Source organism: Gilvimarinus gilvus (assembly GCF_030518155.1).
GTDB lineage: Bacteria > Pseudomonadota > Gammaproteobacteria > Pseudomonadales > Cellvibrionaceae > Gilvimarinus > Gilvimarinus gilvus.
Genome location: NZ_JAULRU010000786.1, coordinates 1 through 329 on the forward strand (window position 1 = coordinate 1; position 329 = coordinate 329).

At 66.0% G+C, this 329-nt stretch carries 1 protein-coding gene; it reads right to left on the reverse strand.

Going from position 1 to position 329, the window contains the following annotated elements:
* Positions 1–329 (reverse strand): AMP-binding protein (locus QWI17_RS20085; protein ID WP_302724314.1); only part of this gene is annotated, 329 nt, incomplete at both ends.

Here is a 329-nt window from a genome sequence, read left to right on the forward strand (position 1 = left end):
AAACGCTCGGCCAGCGCCGCGTGAGTATTGCCCACGCCTTTGGGCTGGCCGGTGGAGCCGGATGTGTAGATGACGTAGGCCAGGTTGTCACCTTGCAGGTGCAAGCCGGGGGCCTGGCTGGGCCAGCTGTCCAGGTGCAGCTGGTCGAGGGCGATGGTGCTGACGCCATCGACCTGTGGCAGCTTGCCCACCAGGCTGCTGTGGCTGAGCAACAGGCCAGCATCACAATCGGCCAGCATGTACGCCAGGCGCTCGGCGGGGTAATCCACGTCGAGCGGCACGTAGGCGCCGCCGGCCTTGAGAATGGCCAGCAAACCGACCAGCAGTTG